The organism is Paenibacillus sp. RC67 (genome assembly GCF_030020805.1).
GTDB lineage: Bacteria > Bacillota > Bacilli > Paenibacillales > NBRC-103111 > Paenibacillus_S.
Window position 1 is genome coordinate 3,977,426 of the sequence record NZ_CP125098.1, and the last position, 21,401, is coordinate 3,998,826.

Here is a 21,401-nt window from a genome sequence, read left to right on the forward strand (position 1 = left end):
TATAAGGGACAGGAAATGCTCTTGTGTGATAAGTTATTGTAAAGATGAGGAAATGAGAATTTTAATTAATATAGTTAATTATTACTGGTGTTAATTAAAAAAAGCTCGTATTGGGTATGTCCCAAATACGAACTTGTAGAATGTTTAGAGTTTGTTTCACATTAGTTTTTAGCGAAATTGTTCTATCTGTTCCTGCAAAAAAGCATCAAGGGTTCGCGGATCTCTCCCAAGCAAGCCTTTCACCGTGTAGGTAGGCATTTCGGGGATGACCGTGGCCATCGTCTGGATTTCAACGACATGGTTCGCAATCCATGAAGGCATCTGTGCATATTGAATAAGATCGTTTAGCAATTCCTCTCTACTCCTATCAACGTAACGAATGGTCCTATTGAGCAAGAAAGATAGCTTAGCTGCAATATGCGGGTAGCTGTAGGTTTCCGAGCCGGTAAGGGTATAGGTTCGGCCTGCAACCTCTCGATTGGTAAGGACTTCAGCAGCCACGTCGGCAATATCCCGGCAGTCTATGAAGTTACAAGGAGAGTCCCCCATGCAGCCCCAAAAAACATCTTGTGCTCTGATCGATGGCGCAAAGCGTAGTAAATTTTGCATAAAGGCATAGGGGCGCAGCAGAGTGCCCGTGATCCCTGCTTGTGACAGGAAGCCTTCAATCTCTTGATGCCAGCCCGCTATGGCTACCGGAGATCTGCTATCATAGACTGGACTTGATATCTTAACGATATGCTCCACTCCAGCTTCGACAGCAGTACGAATGATGGAAGTCTCTAATTCAACTTGTCTAGGACTGTTGGACATGGCAAGGAAGAGCTGGCTGGCTCCTGCAAATGCGTGACGCAGTGAACCGGTATCGGAAGCGTCAGCCGATGCGATCTCGATCATGGAGAGCTCTGCCTCCCCTAGCTGACTTCGCAGCTTATCTGGCTCCCTGCTCAACGCCCTTACGGGTACCCCAAGCTCAACCATGCGCTTTAATAGCGCCCCTCCAATTACACCTGTTGCTCCAATAATAGTTATCATCTTTAATCTCCTCCATCGGTAACTTAGTTATGTAATACGAAACATGATGTAGTACGGCTTTGGCGCCAACGCCAAGTCATAATCGTGCAAGCAATCGCTCCCGATAACGGAAAGTCAAACCAGACACGTTGAATCCAATCCCATTGGGCGTAGGATAGAACCATTTCCAATAAGCCCAGTGTTGCCCATGCAGTAAGTAAGCCTAATGAAGCTCCAATTATCGCGAACATCGTTACCGCTACTATACGGGGCATCCGAATCATCCAGCGTACATCACCTCCTTTGCTGCGCAGCCAAAGCCCTAGCAGCCAGGCCATTATGGCCGATGCTCCTCCTATAGTGGTCAGTGCTCCAATCTGAAGATTTCTATCGGCAGTGATCAGACCCCCAAGCCCTGCCATAACGGCAGGAGATACATAGGCCATCAGTACTTCACGCCACAGCACGAACGCATTGGTATTGCTTTTGATAGCAGAAGCTCCTTCCATTTTCCTCCGGTAATGCATGTTGTTCATATCACCATGCTCCTCTCTCTCCACTCCTGTTATTTGATCATTCAGCATCTTCTTTTATATAATTAGTATCCTAACTATATAGCGATGAAAACGGGCTAGCTTAACTAGCCCCTTCAACCCTCAATATATTGCTTTTAATGACTTAGGTCTCCTCCGGCTCCTCCGTGAGTGCGGAGATCCCCTGTGTGACTCTACCCAACAGATCGAGAAAAACCGATCGTTCTTCCCTGCTTAACAAGTTAACCATAGCTTCCATCCTCTTGAAATGCTCCTGCGCCATATCACGCAGCTTCTTGTCTCCTTGTTCTGTTAGTATGACCGCTTTCTGCCGGCCATCTTGTGAACTGGTTCGTCGAGATACAAGGCCATCCCTTGCAAGCGTATCAATGAGACCCGTCACCGTTGCTCTTGTGACTCCCAGATGCTCTGCAAGCTGTGACGGCAGCTCCTCTCCTTCGTTATCCTCCAGATCCGCTAATAAGCGATATCGCCCTGTAGACAACCCAAATCTGGAAAAATGAACTTCTGCAGCATGCTCCAGCTTAGCTCCCGCCGCCATGAGTCTGGAAGCAACAAGCACCGCTTGCACATCTACGTCCAGCTCATAGCGGTCCATCTGACGCTTCATTTGTTCAAGCGTGGGAGCCATTTGCTGATCATTTGGAATATGGTTTTCGTTTGTCATGAATATAGTATGGCACCTAATTACTTTTCCTGTCAATTCATTTTTTTCTTATCCTTAGGCAAGCCTGTTATTTAGCTGCTTTTGTTCCTTGTGTTAATTTGTTTTGATCAATCGGAATTTGCGCCTTCCAGGTTCCCTTCATTTTCCCGATTCGATTGATGCTCACATTCAATTGAATGGACGGGGGAAGCTTCGTACCGCTTGTGACGAAGGCAAGCAAGCCTTCCGGCTGATCCTTTTCTGCGATGCCAACGTCCAGCTCTTTGCCTTGGGCATCCGTTAAGTAAAATGGCAGCCGATCCGGCTTGCTCGTACCGATGAAGCTTAGAACGCTAAATCCTTCAAGTCCGGGCTCTTGATAAGTCGGATTTTCTACTTGGGTTCCATTTTTCTTCCCATCCTGAAGTACATTCAGCCCTTTAGTATCGAATTCATAGGGCACTAAGCTTCCATCCGCCTTTTTGATACGGTAATGAACGAGAATTTTGGTATCTTCAACAACCATTTCTGTAAAATGAACCGTAATGCCTTGATCGGTTATTTGCTGATCCATCGGAATCGATAATCCATTAGAAATCGCACTTTTCACACGGTCATCGACCAGACCATTAATATTGGCTTCGCTGTTGAAAAAATAAGACGTTCCGCCCAAGGAAGCAAATACGCTGGTGGGTATTAAAATAGCTGCTGCTATGCTGAATGCTACTAATTTTTTCTTCATTTTCTTCGTCTCCTTTTTGCGGTGAAACTCCCTAAACGATTGTCTGACACGCTCATCAACTTCATCGGGTATCACCGCTTCTTCGATTTGGTGTTCTAGCGCCTGCTCAATTTTTTTTGATAAAGACATGTTGATATTCCTCCCCGTCCAGTTCCGTGTCGAACCTTTGCCGTAATTGCTTCAATGCCAGATGGACTCTTGATTTGGCCGTGCCTGTCGGAATTTGCAGCAGCTCGGCAATTTGCTCATAAGAATAATCGTAGTAAAAGCGGTAAATCACCACGATCCTAAGCTTGTAAGGCAGCCGATTGATCGTCTCTTGCAGCTCTCTTTGGGATTCGCTTTCGATTAGAGCTTCACCAGGCAGTTCTACTTGCGGCTCTTCACCTAGACGGGTATGTTTTTCTACCAACCGGAATCTTCTCCATATTTGTCTTCGCCAATTACTCACTTGCCGGATCACAATGCCATTTAACCAAAAGAGGAATGGACGCTTGCGATCGTAGCCCGGCAATGCCCGCCACAGCTGATAGTAGATCTCATTGACGATATCGTTGACATCTTCTTTATTGCGAACCAGCATGGCGACCGTGCCATGAACTTTTTTCCGGGTCATACCATAGATCACTTCCAGGGCTTCTTCATCCCCGGTCATCAAACGGTCTAACCACTGTTCTAAATTTTCATCATTCATTGGAGGCCCCCTGAAATTGTATACACGATGTATTGGCTCCTAGTTGCAATTGGTTCACTACTATTCAATAGTTTTTTATTTTCTTTTTGATGACTTGGGCAAGAAGCTTATACATATACAACCGACCCAAGCCATTAATCCGCTAGCTGCAACGGAAACGGCAAATGCCTTTATATAATCTTCCAGACTAGCTTCTGAAAGTGTATGGCCCAGCATAGAAGTGAACACAATACCAATAAAAGCCACGCCTAAAGAATTAGCTAAGTACATAAATGTTGTAAACAAGCCAGAACCTGTCCCTGCGACACTAACCGGGATTTCACCGAAAACCATATTGGCCAATGGCGTAGTAGCCATTCCAAGACCTAAACCGTACACCAGCAATACGATGACATTGTAAAAAGACAGCATATGTTTCGGATCTATATACAGAGTCACAATGAGCAACAAATTGCAAACTCCCATCGTCAGAGTGCCTGTCTGCAGTACAGCTCTTCCCCATCTCTTCATCATCCTTGAGGATAACAAAGAAGTGACAAAGAAACCGGAACCAAGCGGAAGAAAGACTAGGCTCGTAGATTCAAGATCATACTGCAAGCCGGATTGTACATAGTAATTCAAGATGAAGAAGAAGGCAAACATGCTGAGATAGATCACGATAACCGTCACGATTCCCATGCTAAAGGAACTTATTTTAAATATCGATAGATCGATCAAAGGCCAACTCTTCTGCTTCTGCTTCCAAATCTGTACCGCAATAAAGGCCAGAAGGATTAGTATCGATAGTATCAGACAATCCCATGTCCACAGAGGCCAACCTTGTTGGTGTCCTGCGCTCAGAGGATATAGGAGCATTAGCAAGCCAAGAATCAACAGGACCGTCCCTGTCCAGTCAATGCTCTGCTTCGCGGACCCGCGAGAATTGGGAACAATAGGAATAAAGAGTAAGACCAATAGACCGAAGGGTACATTAAAAAGGAATACTATGCGCCAGCTAAGTCCCCAAAGATTCCAGTCAACCAGAAAACCTCCCAGGATTAAGCCGAGTGTAAATCCAACTCCAATCAATGCCCCGTAGATGGCAAAAACCAGTCCTTTTTCTCTTGGAAGAAAACTGCTCTGTATAATAGACAGTACTTGTGGTTGAATCATTGCAGCGGATAGTCCTTGAAAAATTCGGATAATGATTAACAACGTGGGATTCGAGGTTACACCACCTATTACAGATGTCAATGTAAACCCTAATACTCCGATGAATAGGATCCGTTTGCGGCCATACATATCACCTAGCTTGCCGCCCAATATCAATGCTATAGCCAAACCTAGCGAGTATCCTGAGAATATAAGCTGTGCTTCGGAAAAACTGGCATTCAAGCTTCTCTGGATGAGCGGAAGCGCAACCTGCATCATGTAGTTATTTAATGAGATTAACAATGTGGAAAGCAGAAGGAGAGCCAGCGTATACCAGCGTCTCGGATCAACCTGCTGTTCTGCTTCCGCATCCTTAGTGCATGCTTCTGATATAGGTTTCATTGGGCTCCCTCCCAGTTATTAAGAGTAGGCTGGCGGGCTATAGGAGATAGCTAATCTGCCATTGATAGGATGGGTGTAGATTTCACAATCGATCTCATACACTTGGCGAATGAGCTCCTTAGTCAAAACTTCATCAGGCCTTCCACTTGCTACTACTCTCCCGCCTTTGACAACATAAAGAACATCGCAATACATGGCAGCAAGAGATAGATCATGCAATGCCGCCAATGTGGCTATACGTAATGATTTGACAATCGATAAAATCTGGAGCTGATACTTAATATCCAAATGATTCGTAGGCTCATCCAGCACTAAAAATTCAGGCTGCTGTGCAATGGCACGAGCCAGAATAACCCTTTGCTTCTCACCGCCGGATAGTGTCGAATAGCTTCTATCGGAGTAACCGAGCAGATCCACCTTTTGCAGGGCTTCATTAACGATACCATAATCCTCCTTGCGATCTGATTCCATAAGATGCTTGTGAGGCGTTCTCCCCATCATCACCATCTCATGTACGGTAAAATCAAAACTCATGTCATTAAATTGCCCCACGACGGCCATTTTTCGAAAAATGGACTTGGGACTTGATTTCACTACATCTCTGTCGTCCAAAAATACCGATCCTTTTCTAGGTTTAAGTACTTTATATATGCTTTTTAGAAGCGTTGATTTGCCACAGCCATTTGGACCAATGATCCCCACGAATTTACCGCTGCCAACCTGAAGCGAAATATTTTTTACAATATCGGTCCCAGATAAAGAAACAGCGATATCACTCACTTTTAATTCCAAGCTACTTGCCTCCAAACCCATAGTTTTTTTTCATTACCATATACATAAACATAGGTGCCCCCAGAAGAGCGGTCACTATCCCGATGGGAAGCTCACTATTGGGTATAATCGATCTGGACAAGACATCGGTCCAAATCATAAACATAGCACCTAAAAGGATGGAAACGGGTAAAAGCCGCCTATGATCGGAGCCAACCATGCTTCTAACGATGTGGGGAATGATCAAGCCAACGAAGCCAATGATGCCGCATTCCGCTACCATAAATCCTGTCAGGATGGAGCAAATAACCATGTAGAACCTTCGGTAAGCGTTCAGGTTAATCCCCAAGGTAACCGCTGTTTCTTCCCCCGTCAGCATCGTATTCATAATTCTTGCTTGAAACAGGAAAAAGACTGCGGCAAAAACGATCACGATAGCTAGAAGCATTAACTTGTCCCACTTGGCTGAGGCTAAGCTCCCCATGGTCCAAAAGGTGACCGATCGAATGCCTTCTGCATCCTTGGCAAAAAACACGATAAAGCTGGAAAAAGCGCTGCAAAGAGCATGGATAACGGTGCCTGCCAGCACCAACTTAATGGAAGACATTTTACCGCTTAGATTGGCTACAACGAGAACTAAAGTAGCAGCGCCTAAGGCGCCAAGAAAAGCCCAGAACGCAGTGCCCATGCTTCCGATGATTCCAGCCGTCCCAAATCCGATCATAATGGAAAAGGTAGCACCTAAAGAGGCGCCTGACGATATCCCTAATATATACGGATCAGCCAGCGGATTTTGCACGGACGCTTGCATGACTGTACCGCACAAAGCCAACCCGGCACCGATAAGCATCGCTAGCAACACTCTGGGAAAACGAATACTCCATACAATATCCGTGTGGATGGCTAAAGATTGCTCATTCAATGATCCCGATGAAATCCCTGACATCTGGTAGACCACAATCCTCAGAGAATCGCTAAAGGGAACCGACACTTGTCCGATGGACAAGGCAATTCCTACAGAACAAACCAAAGCTGCGATTAATGAAATGGTGGTTATTATGAAGATCAAACGCTTTTTTAATAAAAACTCATATGCCCTTGTGGTGCTTGTCAACGTTCCACGCTCTTGTATCATCGACATGATCTACTTTCCTCCAAATAGTTCCGGATGGATGAACGCTGCCACATCCTCATACAAGTCAGCAAGCTGAAGACTGCCACGCACGGCATTCGTATAATCGGCGACCATCACATTCCCTGTCTTTATTGCCTGGATATTTTGAAGCTTTTGATTCGAAAGCAGTTTGTTTCTAATCGCTTCACGATCGGTTTTCTGAAATTCCGAAACAATAATTTTCTCCGGATTAGCAGCAATGATAGACTCCAAGGACATTTCAACACCTTGCTTCGACAATTGCATATACTCTCCGCCGGCTCCCTCAATCATTTCATCAATTAAGCACCAGGAGGGAGGATAATAATCATAATTTTCACGTCCGGCGCCTGCGATAAACAGCACTTTTGGTTTGGTTTTAGCAGTACTTGCTATCTTTTTTATCTGATCGAACCTTTCATTCTGTTCTTTTACATAGGCCTCGGTTTGATTCTCAACATGAAATACAATCCCAAAATTTTTGATATCTTTGAAGTATTCCTCTATGCTGCGCCCTACGGTAAAGTTAGCAGCCGAAATCACGGGAATACCCCTCTCCTTCCAAAAAGAGAAGTCCCCTACTCGATCTTCCTTCAGTGCAGAGGATAGGGAATAGATAAGGTCTGGCTGAAGGGCAATCACTGCTTCCTTAGATGGCCATAGCTTCGAAATAACCGGCATTTGGGCAATTTGTTCAGCATATTTGGATAAAGATTGATCTAGATACCCTACCCCAACCACTTTTTCCTGCAGTCCAAATCCGATCATAAGCTCAGCCATCGCTTCGCCAATGACGACCACTTTTTTGGGCTCCTGTTTAATCGTCTGTGTCACCGTTTTCCCTTCATCGGTATAAACCTGGATTGAAACCGGATAATAATTCCCTGCTCCCCGACCTGTAGTCTGCTCCTCGGCTGTCATTGTGTTCCCACAAGCAGAAATAAGAAAAGTCGCAAAAAATAATGGAATGGCCTTTACAATGTGTTTTTTCATACTTGGCTCCTCATTTGTCTTCATGTAGGCTTACTGATAACCATTATCATTTACATCAAAACAATGTGCTACCTGTTAAGGTATTTTCTTGGCCTGTAGAAGGAGCGAACCATTAGGGGAAACCCAGAGGATAAAAAAACTCCTCCAACCATGCAGCACATGATTGAAGGAGCTCTTCCATTCATTGTATTCACTCGGGAATCAATTACTTTGATCCAAGCGTTTTAAGTATTCACTGGGCTTACAACCATAATACTTTTTGAAGTTAGCTGCAAAGTTGCTTACGTTGCTATATCCAACAGAAACCGCAGTTTCTCCAACATTTAATTGCTCTACTTCCATGTACCATAATGCCTTCTCCATCCTTTGTTTACGGACTAGCTCAAAAATGGTCATTCCGAATAGTTCGGGAAACCCTTTCTTCAGCTTGAATTCATTAAGTCCAACCCTCCTGGCTAAATCCCGGATGGACAAAGGATGTTCAAAGTGATGCACGACCAGATCTCTTGCCATGTTTAGCTTTGCAATATCATCTCGGCGCAAAAAATGATTTCCGCCCATAGCCCCTTGTCCATCCAGCTCTCCGAACAAAGCGATGAACTCCATGGCTTTACTTTCTATATACAATCGTTTCATGGTTCCGTTATAGGTGCAATGGATGATATCCGACACGCATTTGTGAATTGCAGGAGTAAACGAATAAGCATCAATATTCCCTTTATGACGGTGCAGCCACGTCTCCATCTTATGTTTCTCTGTTATATCTCCGGCGTAATGGAATAACTCTCTTGGAGATAAGCGAACTTCCAGAAGCAGATTTCTTACGCCTGCTTTCTTTTCTTCGTATACCAGCTCATCTTCCATAAAAAGAACGTTCCCCGTTTGCGGTTCCGTATAGCTTTCTTTGCCATTCCATGCGCAATAAATACTGCCCTGCAAGCAATAGCTTAGTTCAAATAGGGGACAGGCCTCCTGAATATGAAGCTTCATATCCTGTTCGAATGTTATATCGGTGACCATGATTTCCATTCCCGGGCGAATGCGGGTTCGTCTAACGCTTCCCTTGCCAATATGTGATGGAATGGAAAGATGCTGCTCCCATTCTTTATGCTCAACATGACCATTCACAAGCTTAGTGAATCCATCAAATAAATGATGAATATCCGCATTCAATATGTTTAGAGTCATCCCTCTGCACCTTCAGTCCTAATCAATCGATATAAGATGCATTGTACCCGGTCTTGCTTTTAAATACAACACGTGTCCCCTATAACCATCTCTATAAGATTATGTAACTTCAAAGTACCTATATGACTTCAAAGTGCGTACTTTTCAGCCGATTTTTTATGGTGCACAATGACAATGTATTACAAATGGAGAGGGGAACATGAACGATGAATATAAAAAAGAATGCAGCACATAAAACCGCACTTGTCGTCGGTGCCAATGGCGTCATCGGAAGAAATCTGATCAACCATCTGATGGAGCTGCCAGACTGGGATATCATTGGATTATCGAGACGAGGAGGTGAATCCGTCGAACGGGTTCAGTATGTGGCCGTCGATCTGCTGGATGAAGCGGATACTCGTGATAAGCTAAGCAGCCTGACCCAAGTTACCCATATCTTTTATGCCGCCTATCAGGACCGCCCGACCTGGGCAGAGCTAGTAGCGCCAAACCTGGCTATGCTCGTCAATGTCGTCAATGCAATCGAGTCGGTGGCTTTTGGCCTACAACACATAAGTCTCATGCAGGGTTACAAAGTGTATGGTGCTCACCTCGGCCCTTTCAAAACGCCTGCTCGTGAAACCGATGCTTACCATATGCCTCCTGAATTCAATGTGGACCAGCAGCAATTTCTTGAACAGCGTCAGGTCGGACGCCAATGGACTTGGTCGGCACTGCGGCCTTCTGTCGTGAGCGGATTTGCTCTTGGCAATCCCATGAATTTAGCGATCGTCATTGGGATTTATGCTTCCATGTCCAAGGAGCTTGGTTTGCCATTACGCTTTCCTGGCAAGCCAGGAGCCTACAACAGCCTGCTTGAGATGACCGATGCCGGGCTCTTAGCCCGAGCTACCGTCTGGGCAGCTACCGATGAGCGCTGCGCCAATCAAGCGTTCAACATTACGAATGGGGATCTGTTCCGCTGGAATGAGATGTGGCCGAAGATAGCTGCCTATTTTGGACTGGAGACAGCACCTCCGCTGCAGATGTCTATGGAAGTGGTTATGGCGGATAAGGAGCCATTGTGGAATTCCATGATCGAGAAGTACGGTTTAATGAACAACAGTTATCAGGATGTTTCTTCTTGGCGGTTCGGAGACTTCGTATTCTCGTGGGACTACGATTTCTTTGCTGACGGTACGAAGGCACGCCGCTTCGGCTTCCATGAATTCATCGATACCGAGTCGATGTTCAGGAATATTTTTGACGAGCTGCGACTCCGCAAAGTAATCCCATGACAAAACCTGCACAAAGAAACCGGTACTGGAATCCAGTCACCGGTTTCTCCTTATTCGAACACGCCTGGGCTTGGAGCGGTAGCCAGAATCGAGCCATTGTCACCATATACCCGTTCCAAGTGCACATCCCCCCACCGACACATGGAATGAAGGATCTCCTTCAAAGTCCAGCCATACTCCGTCAATTCATATTCGACTTTCGGAGGAACCTGATTATAGGAGATCCGATTAATTACCCCATCCTTCTCCAGCTCGCGCAATTGTTCTGTCAGAACTTTTTGGGTAATTGCAGGCATTAAGCTCATGAGCTCGCCATTACGTTTTTTACCAAATGTCAGATGAAACAAAATAACCGGCTTCCATTTGCCCCCCATCACTTCGAGAGTCACTTCCACCGACGTATTGTATAATTTCTTAGGCTCCTGCATTGGCCGAATCCCCTCCTCTTCCTTCAACAATACCGATTTGTATCCATAGGTGCAAGCTTAAACATGTATCAAACAACGTTTCCACGCCCATAATTCGCAGAAGCAAAAAACCGCATGCAAGATGCAAGCGGCCCTCGTGACGAATCGATGTTCAATTCGATATCAATCCATAACTCTTAATTTCTTCTTGATTCTCGAAGCCACGAGTTCGAGCAGGACGGCAAATGCCAGGATCAAATACGTGATCGCTCCAATCTCCCGAACATCATAATAATAGGAGCTCGCCATAAACATGTCGAAGCCGATTCCGCCCGCTCCTGCTGCTGCACCCATAGCAACCGCTACCGCGAAATTGATCTCAAACCGCATAAAGGTCCAGGAAATCAAGTAGCTGATGGATGACGGAATGACCGCTTGAAATACGATCTGCCACCAACTGGCTCCACTTGCCTTCAATGCTTCAATGATCCCTTTATCCAGCTCCTCGAATGATTCTGAATACGCTTTAACCAGATAGCTGATGGAATGAAAGGTCATGCCGATGACCGCAGCAACGCTTCCCAGCCCCGCCGCAACCGCAAAGATCAACACCCACAAGACGGTCGGAACGGCTCTAATAAAAGCAACAAGGCCTTTAACAAAGATCGAGAGCCTGTAATTGGAGAGGTTCCGCGCAGCCAACAGACTTAGGAACAAGGCGATGACAGCACCGAATAAGGTCGTAAGAAACGCGAGCCCTAAGGTAATGACTACCTGCTTCAGTGCCTCTCCAATAGTAATATGATTAAGAAAAGGCTGGAAGAACATCGTCTTGATCGTATCCGCAGCCGCATAGACGGCATCCCAAAATCGGATATCCTTGTAGTCAAACGTAACAAAACCATAGACGGTCAAAATGGCTAGAACCGTTAGCGTAAGCCGAATCAGCATGGTTTGTTTATTGAAAGGCTTCGCTTTGATCCGTTCCTCCATGGTCATCCTCCGATTGCTGCTATAGACCGTATGGACGGATTCCTGAATGTCCATATTACAAAATCACCTTCCTTACATAGTTGGAAACCGATTCAATGATCAAAATGGCGATGACGATGACAATGACGACCAAAGAAGCGGAACTGTAATTCAAGCCTTTGTAATACAAGCTGAACAGGAAGCCAATGCCCGTACCCGTCAATATCCCGATCAACGTTGCTTGACGAATATTCGTCTCCACCATAAACAATACCCAACTCAGCAATTGAGGAATACTCGAAGGAATAACCGATTGAAAAATGATAGAGAAGTAGCTTGCTCCCGTTGCCCTCAAAGCTTCTACGGAGCTGTTGCTCACTTCATCGATCGATTCCATGAAAGCTCTCGTGAGAAAGCCGAAGGAGCCGAAGAAAAGTGCAAAGTAGCCGGTCAGCACGCTTTGGCCGAACGAAAGCAGCAGAATCATTGACCATGCGGCAACATCAATATTGCGAAACAACGTCGCGATCGATCTGCTTATAAAGCTGATGACTCCCCCCACTCCCGTCGTGTTGGAGCCTAGTATCGCAAACAGCAAGGCCAAAACAGCGGCGACCGTGGTAGATGCTATCGAGACGAGCACTGTTTCGGACAAACTGCTTATAATCGCGGGAAGACGCTTCATTGCCTTTTCATTCGGATAAAAATTGCTGCTGGCCCACTCCGCCGCTTTCGGTATGGAGGTAAAGCCTTTGACTACGTCATAATCCGTAATAATGATCGCGATAATCGTTACCAAAAGGAGCAAAGCGCAAAAGAGCAGCGAATTCATCCGTTTTCTCGCGAAAAAGTTAGACTGCATAGGAACCGCCTATCTCCTCCGCATGCTCATCCAGCTCAGAGCCGTAGATTCTGCTTAGCTGTTCACACTTAATCTGTGCAGGCGGCCCGTCATAGACGATAGAGCCTTTATTGACACCGATGATCCGGTCCGAATATTTCAACGCTACGTCCACTTGGTGTAAATTAATAACGACGGTAATGCCCATTGTGGAAGAAATGCTGCGCAGGTGCTCCATTATGACTTTGGAAGCATTAGGATCCAATGAAGCGATCGGTTCATCGCATAAGAGCATCTTGGGATTCTGCACAAGCGCCCGGGCGATCCCGACCCTCTGCTTCTGTCCCCCGCTCAGCTGGTCGCAGCGCTTATAGATCTGCTCTTCCAGCCCAAGAATTTGGAGGATGTGGTAGGCTTGCTTCTTCTCTTCTTTAGAATAAAGCCCGAGAACACCTTCTAGGGTCGACTTGTAACCGAGACGCCCATGAAGGACGTTCTCGATCACAGTAAGACGGTTCACCAGATTGTAATGCTGAAAAATCATGCCGATCCGGGTTCTGAATTTCTTCAAATCGCTTTTCTTCATTCCCATAACATTAGCACCATCAAAAATGATCTCTCCGCTGCTTGCGTCAATCATGCGGTTAATACAGCGAAGGAGAGTGGACTTCCCCGCCCCTGATGGTCCGATGATCGAGACGAACTCCCCTTCTCTCACAGCGAAATTAACATCTGATAACGCTCTTGTATCCGTGCCATATTGCTTCGATACCTGCTTGAATTCCAATAACGTTGTCATGGTTAACTCCCTTATCAAGTTTTGTACGGTTGGTCATTACTTGGACAGCTCTCTTACCGGATTAAACCAAGCATCCTCTACAGGAAGAAACTTCTCTTTACCAGTCTTTTGCTTGAACAAGCCGGATTCTTTCGAATCACTTGGCAGGAATACTTTAGTATTCTTGGTCACAGCATCTGAAGTGAACGCATCCTTCAGTTTCTTGATGTCTTCCGCGCTTACGGTACCTGTGTTGATAGCAAATGGCGAATTCAGGACCGGAGTTACGGAAATAAGCGCAAACTCTTTGCCAATCAGTGTATTAAACGGTTCAGCTGCACCTTGTTTTACCTTGTACACCGCTCCCGGCTTGTTAGCCGTTCCCGAAGCCAGCTCTACATAGTTAGACACGCATGTGTCACAAAAGGCAGCAACATCCGCTTTGCCCGTCAAAAGATTCACTGCCGCCCCTTGGTGCGTACCGCCGAATAATACTTCACTGAAAAATTTATCCTTGCTGCCTTGCAGCAAATCTTCTGCCGTCAGGCTCTTGTATTTGTCTTTCTTAGAGAAGTAGCTTACGATGCCTGCCGATGGTACTTTAAATCCGGATGTGGAGGAGTTAGAAACAAAGGAGAACTTTTTGCCGGCAATATTATCGATGGCAAAGCCATTTCCGCTTTTATACGAATCCTCTTCCCCTTTTCTTACATTCAGCCAGCTGAAGTATACGGCATCATCCAGCGTACCGGACTCACCGCTTGCTACGACCAGGGGCTGTACTTTTTTGTTTTTCGCATTGGCTTCTACATAACCTTGAGGTCCCATGAAGGCGAGATCGGCACTTCCGTTAGCAATGGCTTCAATCGCAATAATATAGTCGGTCGTTGTCTTGTGCTCGACCTTTTTTCCAGTTGCGGTTTCAATGACTTTTCCCAGTTCATCGCGAGCGTTTTTCAAATCTGCACCTGATTCATTAGGATACCAAGCAATGGTAATCGTATCCTTGGTTTTAACAGCTGCTGAAGCGTTCTTTGCATCTCCAGCTTTGGAACCGCAGCCTGCTGCTACAGCTGCCAGAGATAACGAAATGATGAGAGTCAAAATCTTTTTCACTTTTAAACTCCTCCCGATGACACCATGGTTTTATTTGGTCAAGTCCATTGTAACTAGGAATTATTATCTGAATGTTTTGACAATTTTAAGTTGTTGTAAGCTTTTCCTTTTTTTCGGTTGCGAGTATGCTTCCGTTCTGAATGCGATACTCGCGGTTACATAAGTCATGCATAAACTCCAAGTCGTGAAAAATACCGAGCATCGTAGCGCCTTCCTTCATAAGCTGCTCAATCAGCACCTTGACCTTGAGCTTGGAGCCATGATCCAGGCTCGCCGTAGGCTCATCCAGCAGAAGCAAACGCGGACGTTTGACCATCGCTCTAGCGATATTTAAACGCAGCTTTTCTCCTCCGGAGAAAGTAGCCGGGTAACTGTCCCACAAGCTGCGGTCCAGTTCAAAATGCTCCAGCATTTTGATCGTTTCAGCTTCTGCATATTCTGCGTCATGCCCCATTTCAACAATGGCATTGCGAACCAGCTCTCGGGCTGTTGTGCGCGGCATCACATTCAGAAACTGGGATACATAGCCGATCTCATGCTTGCGAAGCTCAATGATCGTCTGCTCAGTTGCGGCAGCCAGATCAATGCGGCCAAATCTTTCCGAGTTGTACCAAATGTTTCCCGTGCGTGGAAGATAGGTACGATAGATGCATCTCAATACGGTCGACTTGCCGCTGCCGCTCTTCCCGGTGATACCAACAAACTCCCCTTCCTGCAGATGAAGGCTTACATTCTCAACCGCTGGAATATGTTTGTCCAGATTGTGCAGTGTAAATGACTTGGATAATTGCTCAATCGACAGCAGGTTCTCCATGTGCTATCACCTCCTGTTAGATTCTATAGTTGGTTTGTTGAATCAGCTTGCCATCTACCATGACGGTGGTGACAACAGGAAAATCATCCGGCTCCAGCCTCTCAATAATCAACAGATCCGCTTTCTTGCCTTCCCTTACCGAGCCATATTCCGCATCTATGTTGACCGCTTTGGCAGGATGCAGCGTAACGAGCTTGAACATCTCCACCAAATGGTTCTCATCTGAACCTGCCAGCTGGAATACCGCATGCAGCATCGCTGCCGGATAGTAATCGCTGCACAAAATATCGATGCATCCATCCTGGATAGCTTCGGCTGCACATAGGTTGCCGCTATGCGAACCGCCCAGAATGACGTTAGGCGCGCCCGCTACGGTGAACAAGCCCTTTTCTTTCGCTCTTCGTGCAATGTCCAGCGTGATCGGGAACTCACTTATGGCCGTACCGAAGCTTTGAACCAGGTCCAACTTTTCAAAGGAATCATCGTCATGCGAAGCGATAGCGATGTTCCTCGCTCTTGCCATTTCGGCAATATCCCGAATGGCCTCTTCGGTCATTTTTTCTTTGGTCTGGTGATTGGCAATCAGCACAGCTATATTATCATCGGTCAGATGGTCGTAACCACGTACCGTTTTTTTATACACTTCCAAATCTCTATATTGGCCTTGACCCGGAGTATGGTCCATGAACGAAACCAAGTGAACCTTCTCTTCTTCGATATAGCTCTTCAGGTTATCGATTTGATCCAGATTATCGATTTCGAATCTAGCGTGAAACCGATGGCGAATTAAATGCTTGCTGTTGTGCGTCTGGTCAATCAGATCGATCAGCTTGCGTACATTTTCCGGTTCACGAATAGGACGGTATTTGTAATCGGCAGATTTAAATATGGATAGAGAATGATACATCGTTGTAATCCCGTGTGTAATAAGCTCCTTCTCCGTCTCACGAAGGCCTAGTCGAAAGTCGATTAGGGAAGTTGGTCTAGGCGCTGTCATATGCTCGATGTAATCGGAATGGATGTCGATCATCCCTGGAGTTACATAGCCGCCATGCGCATCAATCACTTCCGTGCCTTCTGGTAGAACCATCTCTCCACGGTGGGCAATCTGAGCAATCCGGTCCTCTTCAATCAATAGATCATAACCTTCCAATAGCTCTTCTTCCGTAACGATGATACCGTTCGTTATAAGATACATCTAAACCCCTCCTGTCATGGATTCGTTATAGCAAGGAATGAACCAGCTGCTGTGTATACGCATGCTGCGGATCTTCAAGAATTTGGTCGGTCAAGCCCTGTTCGACTACACGGCCGTCCAGCATCACCATAGTACGGTCAGCCAGCATTCGGATGACTCCAAGATCATGCGATACGAGCAGCATGCTGATCTTCAGCTCTCTCTGCAAATGCTTGATTAAATCCAGAACATTCGCTTGGACGGATAAATCAAGCCCTGTCGTTACTTCATCCAATAATAAAATCGGAGGATTGTTGGACAGAGCTTTGGCGATTTGCACCCGCTGCTGCATCCCGCCAGAGAAGTTCTTCGGCGCTTCTTTCATCCTGTAGACCGGAATATGAACCCGCTCCAGCAGCTCGCTTCCTCTCGACTCCATGGCCGCTACATGGCGGTTTCCAGCCGCAATCATCTTCTCCGCAATGTTGCCGATGGACGAAAAGTTCATTCTTAGGCCAAATACCGGATTTTGATATACTTTGCCCATCAGATGATTTCGGATATATTTTTTTTGCTGGGAGGATTCCTGGAAAAGATTGCTCTCTCCATGCTTATAGGGCTGAAGATGGGCTTCGCCATTAGTCACTTCCTGATCAAAGTAAAGGCATTGCATCAAGGTCGACTTGCCGCTGCCGCTCTCTCCTACGATTCCTAGAACCTCACCTGGGTAAAGGTCGAACGAAATATCCTGACAGGAATAGACAGTACCGCAAGCACGGCAGTAGTTTTTCTCAAGATGACGGTGCTCTGGATTGGTGCAATGCACACAGCCTGCGCCAAATTGCTTATTCAAATGGTTGACTCTCATAATAGGAACTTCTTGTGGACTCATCAGATATCACCTCTTCTCAGACAGACTGCTGGTTCATACGGTCCAAGCAATAGCTTGTATCATTGCATTGGTAATAGGTTTCTTCTGTTTCCTGGTTGTACAGCTCATCCATAAACACATCTTGCGCCCCGCATTGCTTGCAGCTTTGGCCTGGAAAAGATTCCGGTTCAAAGGGAACATCGTCAAAAGCCAAGGAAACCACTTGGGTATAAGGAGGAACCGCATAAATCTTTTTCTCCCGCCCTGCGCCCAGCAGAATTAATGCTTCCGAATAGTTCATTTTGGGATTATCGAATTTAGGGATCGGGCTTGGAGCCATCACATAGCGGTCATGCACCATGACCGGATGGTCTGCGCCCGTAGACACGCTGCGGTATTTCATAATTTGCTCGAACAGCATGAGCCAAGCTCCGCTGTAATCTTTTTCCCCGTGAAGACGTTTCGTTTCCAATTCGCTGGCCTCATACATCCGCAGCGGTTCCGGCATCGGAACCTGCAGGACAAGGATTTGCTCGGGCTTGAGCGGGATTTCGGGAATCCGGTGTCTGGATTGGATCAGAGTAGCTAGCTCCGTCGCTTCTACAGTCGGAACCCCTGTCGTTTTATCAATCAGCTTCTTAATGCTGACCGCATTTACTGACTCATCCGAGCCTTGGTCAATTACCTTTAGCACATCATTTTGACCGATTAATGAAAGGGTAAGCTGGAGCCCGCCGGTACCCCAACCGCGTCCGATAGGCAGTTCGCGCGAGGCGAATGGGACCTGATACCCCGGAATAGCGATAGCCTTCAGCGTAGCGCGTCGAATCTCCCGTTTGGAGCCTTCATCCAAAAAGGCAAAGTTGTATTGCGTTCGCATATCCTCTACACCTCCTGGCTTGCGCCGGCTGTTGTTTTTCTCGTCTTGCGAACATCGTTCAGCTTCGACTGGAATGTCACATAGTGCGGCATTTTCAAGTGGGAAATGAAACCTGTCGACTCCACGGAATCAATATGAAATAGAACGAATTCCTCATTCTGGGTAGGTACGGACTTATCGCCCCGCTCCAAGCTCTTATCCAGAATGCTCATCGCGATCGCTTTCGTTTCATTTTGTCCGTAGCACAGCCCGTATCCAAATTCCAGCTGAAGCTCCTTCCTGCCGTTCTCCTTCTCCACAGTTGCAGGAACCAGCATTTCAACCTCCGTCACCTTGATATCACCGATAAAATAAGCATCGTCGTCATCTTTCGTAGAGGCTAACGGACTATCTACATATACTGGAATTTCGCCTACTCTCAGCTCTCCTACCGTCGGATGGACCATTCCGTATCCACGGATGACAGCATAAGCGAGTGAAGTAACCGCTCCGGTCTGCCCTCTTGTTAAAATTTGCAGCTTCTCGCTCCGGCTCGCCGGAAACGTAAGACTGGTCCGCGTTACATCGTCGGGTTCAGTTGGATTATCCACACATTCGGCGATAAGTCCTTCTTTTCTTAAATAATCCAGTACTTTAGGAAAACGGCCGTCCTGAAGCGAGCGAGTATGCTCTTCAGTTGCGATTTCATCCGGCTGAAGATAGCTTTGCAGCCATTCCGCAACCGTTTCTTCGTTTTCTTCTACAAGATCAAAATCCAGAAGCCGATGGGAGTAATCCATGGAGGCGCCGAGTACTTGGCCGCCCGGGATATCCTTGAATGATGCCGATATTCGTCTTTCCACCCGCATTTCATCGGATTGAACGGTTCTTGAGTAATGCTTACGGGGTAATGTTGAACGGTAGGCTCTCAGCAGAAAGACCGCTTCCTCCGGGTTCCCTTCCGCTTGTTTAATGGCTAATGCCGCAAGCTGTTCGTTATACAGGCTGCTTTCGGACATGACTTGATCGACAAGTCCGCGCATCCCGGCTTCCACAGCTGTGACATCGAGCACCTTCCCCTGCCGCAAACGCTCGTACTGTATTCTTTTCAATGATTCTTCAATAGCCCGTGTTCCGCCTTTGACCGCTACATATCCCATCGTTATCCCTCCTCCTTAACAACCTGCGTCGTTCTGGGTAATGCAAGAAGGCGATGGGACTTGTCTGTGAAGATCAAATCCAGCCCTAACGGGAACTCGTCGTTTCGTTCAGCCCGAGCCTCAATCCAACTCTCGCTTGAGCTTATTTCCGCTTGAGCAGTGGCTTGAATACCAGGCCCAGTCAAACGAAGCTTTGTTCCGCTAGATACGCTTTCCGATTCAATAATGAGCGTCGCGGAATGATGCGGGTCCTTTAATTCTCCGATTTTGGCTGTTTCTAATGCATGGACCAGTTCACCGGATGCGGCGTCACTCATAACAAAAATGTAATCCGCCTCATGTAAGACAGTCTCCTTCGCATAAGTCAACTGACTTAGCAAATGGGCCGTCTGCCCTTTCCGTTCTGACACCACGGCAAACGCAACCTCGGTATCAAGCAGCATTTGGGCTACAAGTAAGGTCGCTGGCAGGCATCCTTGATTGGAATCCAGCTTATCGGCTTCTTTGACAAGGTCTGCAATCTTTCCTGGCCTCGACATGGAGTCGATCAGTTTTCTATATGCCGTTTGTATGTCATGTACCCTATCCAGCTTCATGGAATACCCTCCTTTCAATCTGTGTCCATCGTCTCAAAGTCAACCTTGGTTTGTAGTACCTTCGCCTGCAATGCATGACGTTCTGCTGCAATTCGTTCGCTTTCCGACTGCAAAACCGTGGTCCAGGCTGCTGTTTCCTTCAGCTGTGCTGCATAAGCAGCATCAATGACCGCGAGGTTATAGGCCTTCTCCGGCTCATCGCCTTTGACAATGCCAACTCCAACTGCACCGCCAATCCCGACTTTGCATTCCGTTACCAGCACTTCTCCCAAATAGAACAAGCTTTTCTGAGCGGTTTCTCTTACCTTGACCATCACCAAACCGTGGTTGGGCTCTTCGATCAAATCAATCGGGTAACGGCCTTGAATATCATTAGCCAGTGCCTCTGCGAGATGAGGCGAACCGTTAATTAACGTCTCCGTTCTTTGTCTACGTTTCATATCCTTGTGCCTCCTTTCGCTTGAGAGAGCTTGAACTTCCCCTCACAATCCACTCTATCTTGTTGCCAGGCTGGCAGCTGTTAAGTTTGTGTAAATCTCTGTTATATCACGTAGGTGAACAAGTCACCCCGGTACATGATTTTGGAGTACTCCAAAGTTCGGCCCGATTCACCGTCAAAACATTGGGCTTCGAGCACCAGCAAAGGAATCAGACTAGAGCAGGCCAAGAGCTCTCGCTCAAACTTGGTTGGATACGTTAGGCGGAGAATCGTCTCGCTGGACTGGTATTGATGGAACCCTTGACTTCGGTAATATTGGAACATCGAAGTAATCTCATGGCCGGTGTTCGCGATATCCGGAAACAGGGACTCTGCGACGTAGGAAATATGCAGTGCTATCGGTCTTCCATCGATGATTCGAAGACGGCCGATTTTGTATACACGCACCTCTTCATCCGCTCCGAGTGATTCGTAAATTTTGCTGTTATATTCAATGGGCTCGCAGAAAATATTTTTCGACTGGTAATCATAACCAAGCTCGGTTATTTTCTGACTAAAGCTCTTATTCGCAGATAGCGCTAGCGGAATCCGCAGGTTCCGGTCTTGTACGAAGCTGCCTTTTCCCTGTTTGGAGTAAATGTAACCCAGCTCTTGGAGCCGTTCATAGGCTTTGCGTGCGGTCATACGGGGAACCTTAAACCGGTCGGCAAGCTCATTCTCCGACGGCAGCTTATCGTCCGGCTCATATTTACCGGATTGGATGGACGCAATCAGATGATCCATAATATCCATTTCTTCTGACATAA

General features: G+C 46.6%; 24 protein-coding genes. 1 reads left to right on the plus strand and 23 read right to left on the minus strand.

The window, feature by feature from the left end; translation table 11 throughout:
* Positions 1–168: 168 nt before the first annotated feature.
* The 10 genes from QMA13_RS18220 to QMA13_RS18265 form a co-directional block, all read right to left on the minus strand.
* The gene (locus QMA13_RS18220; protein ID WP_282943171.1) at positions 169–1,035 is read right to left on the minus strand and encodes an NmrA family NAD(P)-binding protein; all 867 of its coding nucleotides are present in this window, start codon (positions 1,033–1,035) and stop codon (positions 169–171) included.
* Between the two features lie 23 nt (positions 1,036–1,058).
* Complete coding sequence (locus QMA13_RS18225; RefSeq protein ID WP_282943172.1) at positions 1,059–1,550, minus strand: hypothetical protein; 492 nt, start codon at positions 1,548–1,550, stop codon at positions 1,059–1,061.
* Between the two features lie 142 nt (positions 1,551–1,692).
* Positions 1,693–2,235: a MarR family winged helix-turn-helix transcriptional regulator gene (locus tag QMA13_RS18230; RefSeq protein ID WP_282943173.1), complete on the minus strand. Its 543-nt coding sequence runs from the start codon at positions 2,233–2,235 to the stop codon at positions 1,693–1,695.
* A 67-nt stretch (positions 2,236–2,302) separates the two neighbouring features.
* Positions 2,303–3,085 carry a DUF4179 domain-containing protein gene (locus QMA13_RS18235; RefSeq protein ID WP_282943174.1) on the minus strand — a complete coding sequence of 261 codons (783 nt, stop codon included), beginning with the start codon at positions 3,083–3,085 and terminating at the stop codon, positions 2,303–2,305.
* Positions 3,063–3,650, minus strand: coding sequence for a sigma-70 family RNA polymerase sigma factor (locus QMA13_RS18240; RefSeq protein WP_282943175.1), 588 nt, complete (start codon positions 3,648–3,650; stop codon positions 3,063–3,065). Before QMA13_RS18240 ends, QMA13_RS18235 begins: the two co-directional genes overlap by 23 nt.
* Before the next feature lie 75 nt (positions 3,651–3,725).
* Positions 3,726–5,183 carry an MFS transporter gene (locus tag QMA13_RS18245; RefSeq protein WP_282943177.1) on the minus strand — a complete coding sequence of 486 codons (1,458 nt, stop codon included), beginning with the start codon at positions 5,181–5,183 and terminating at the stop codon, positions 3,726–3,728.
* A gap of 18 nt (positions 5,184–5,201) precedes the next feature.
* Positions 5,202–5,975, minus strand: a complete 774-nt coding sequence (locus tag QMA13_RS18250; protein WP_282935188.1) for an ABC transporter ATP-binding protein — start codon at positions 5,973–5,975, stop codon at positions 5,202–5,204.
* 1 nt (position 5,976) lies between these two features.
* Positions 5,977–7,089: a FecCD family ABC transporter permease gene (locus QMA13_RS18255; protein WP_481858229.1), complete on the minus strand. Its 1,113-nt coding sequence runs from the start codon at positions 7,087–7,089 to the stop codon at positions 5,977–5,979.
* A gap of 9 nt (positions 7,090–7,098) precedes the next feature.
* On the minus strand, positions 7,099–8,100 hold the full coding sequence (locus QMA13_RS18260) for an ABC transporter substrate-binding protein (protein ID WP_282935190.1): 1,002 nt from the start codon (positions 8,098–8,100) through the stop codon (positions 7,099–7,101).
* Between the two features lie 201 nt (positions 8,101–8,301).
* Positions 8,302–9,288, minus strand: a complete 987-nt coding sequence (locus QMA13_RS18265; protein WP_282935191.1) for a helix-turn-helix transcriptional regulator — start codon at positions 9,286–9,288, stop codon at positions 8,302–8,304.
* 206 nt (positions 9,289–9,494) lie between these two features.
* Here QMA13_RS18265 and QMA13_RS18270 point away from each other — a divergent pair, with 206 nt between their 5' ends.
* Positions 9,495–10,565 (plus strand): SDR family oxidoreductase, encoded by a 1,071-nt coding sequence (locus QMA13_RS18270; protein ID WP_282935192.1) that lies wholly within the window; start codon positions 9,495–9,497, stop codon positions 10,563–10,565.
* Between the two features lie 50 nt (positions 10,566–10,615).
* Here QMA13_RS18270 and QMA13_RS18275 read toward each other — a convergent pair whose 3' ends face one another.
* The 13 genes from QMA13_RS18275 to QMA13_RS18335 form a co-directional block, all read right to left on the minus strand.
* Positions 10,616–10,993, minus strand: a complete 378-nt coding sequence (locus tag QMA13_RS18275) for a winged helix-turn-helix transcriptional regulator (protein WP_282935193.1) — start codon at positions 10,991–10,993, stop codon at positions 10,616–10,618.
* A gap of 162 nt (positions 10,994–11,155) precedes the next feature.
* Complete coding sequence (locus tag QMA13_RS18280) at positions 11,156–11,971, minus strand: PhnE/PtxC family ABC transporter permease (RefSeq protein ID WP_481858230.1); 816 nt, start codon at positions 11,969–11,971, stop codon at positions 11,156–11,158.
* A 49-nt stretch (positions 11,972–12,020) separates the two neighbouring features.
* The gene (locus QMA13_RS18285; protein ID WP_282935195.1) at positions 12,021–12,806 is read right to left on the minus strand and encodes a PhnE/PtxC family ABC transporter permease; all 786 of its coding nucleotides are present in this window, start codon (positions 12,804–12,806) and stop codon (positions 12,021–12,023) included.
* On the minus strand, positions 12,796–13,584 hold the full coding sequence (gene phnC / locus QMA13_RS18290) for a phosphonate ABC transporter ATP-binding protein (RefSeq protein WP_282935196.1): 789 nt from the start codon (positions 13,582–13,584) through the stop codon (positions 12,796–12,798). The genes QMA13_RS18285 and phnC overlap by 11 nt, the downstream gene beginning before the upstream one ends.
* Before the next feature lie 36 nt (positions 13,585–13,620).
* On the minus strand, positions 13,621–14,679 hold the full coding sequence (locus QMA13_RS18295) for a PhnD/SsuA/transferrin family substrate-binding protein (protein ID WP_282935197.1): 1,059 nt from the start codon (positions 14,677–14,679) through the stop codon (positions 13,621–13,623).
* 85 nt (positions 14,680–14,764) lie between these two features.
* Positions 14,765–15,493, minus strand: coding sequence for a phosphonate C-P lyase system protein PhnL (locus tag QMA13_RS18300; RefSeq protein ID WP_282935198.1), 729 nt, complete (start codon positions 15,491–15,493; stop codon positions 14,765–14,767).
* A gap of 16 nt (positions 15,494–15,509) precedes the next feature.
* Entirely contained in the window at positions 15,510–16,691 is a 1,182-nt protein-coding gene (gene phnM / locus QMA13_RS18305; protein ID WP_282935199.1) for a phosphonate metabolism protein PhnM, read from the minus strand.
* A 25-nt stretch (positions 16,692–16,716) separates the two neighbouring features.
* Positions 16,717–17,562 (minus strand): ATP-binding cassette domain-containing protein, encoded by an 846-nt coding sequence (locus QMA13_RS18310; protein WP_282935200.1) that lies wholly within the window; start codon positions 17,560–17,562, stop codon positions 16,717–16,719.
* Positions 17,563–17,578: 16 nt separating this feature from the next.
* Positions 17,579–18,421: an alpha-D-ribose 1-methylphosphonate 5-phosphate C-P-lyase PhnJ gene (locus tag QMA13_RS18315; RefSeq protein ID WP_282935201.1), complete on the minus strand. Its 843-nt coding sequence runs from the start codon at positions 18,419–18,421 to the stop codon at positions 17,579–17,581.
* A gap of 5 nt (positions 18,422–18,426) precedes the next feature.
* Positions 18,427–19,560 (minus strand): carbon-phosphorus lyase complex subunit PhnI, encoded by a 1,134-nt coding sequence (locus tag QMA13_RS18320; protein ID WP_282935202.1) that lies wholly within the window; start codon positions 19,558–19,560, stop codon positions 18,427–18,429.
* Positions 19,561–19,562: 2 nt separating this feature from the next.
* On the minus strand, positions 19,563–20,156 hold the full coding sequence (gene phnH, locus QMA13_RS18325; protein ID WP_282935203.1) for a phosphonate C-P lyase system protein PhnH: 594 nt from the start codon (positions 20,154–20,156) through the stop codon (positions 19,563–19,565).
* Positions 20,157–20,170: 14 nt separating this feature from the next.
* The gene (gene phnG, locus QMA13_RS18330) at positions 20,171–20,596 is read right to left on the minus strand and encodes a phosphonate C-P lyase system protein PhnG (protein ID WP_282935204.1); all 426 of its coding nucleotides are present in this window, start codon (positions 20,594–20,596) and stop codon (positions 20,171–20,173) included.
* Between the two features lie 101 nt (positions 20,597–20,697).
* Positions 20,698–21,399: a GntR family transcriptional regulator gene (locus tag QMA13_RS18335; RefSeq protein ID WP_282935205.1), complete on the minus strand. Its 702-nt coding sequence runs from the start codon at positions 21,397–21,399 to the stop codon at positions 20,698–20,700.
* Positions 21,400–21,401: the final 2 nt, after the last annotated feature.